Annotated in this window: 1 pseudogene; it reads right to left on the bottom strand. The window is 43.0% G+C overall.

Annotation, left to right across the window (positions count from 1 at the left end):
• A pseudogene (locus EAO38_RS08785) lies at positions 1-277 on the bottom strand (hypothetical protein); the annotation flags it as partial.

Here is a 277-nt window from a genome sequence, read left to right as displayed (position 1 = left end):
CTTAGACAATCCATAGGGCTTGAGTGGCTTGCCATTGGCTCCTTTTAAGCCTTGCAAACGCTGTGCGTTTGCTCCCCACACCAAATCAATATAGCCCAACCCCTCTTTATAAAACGCTCCGCTCACTTGCCCGCGTTTTTCTTTTAAAAGCTTGCTAACCGCCTCTTTGCCCTTGAGCGCAAATTCTTTAAAATTCTCTCCAAAGGCGGGATTGGGTTTTAAAATGTCTTCTAAAAGCTTGTTTTTAAATCTAATGGCGTCTAAAATATCTTGCTTG

This window comes from Helicobacter vulpis (assembly GCF_003660395.1).
In the GTDB taxonomy this organism is placed as follows: domain Bacteria; phylum Campylobacterota; class Campylobacteria; order Campylobacterales; family Helicobacteraceae; genus Helicobacter; species Helicobacter vulpis.
Note: the sequence above shows the minus strand (reverse complement) of the source record. Positions and strands in the feature narration are given on the sequence as shown.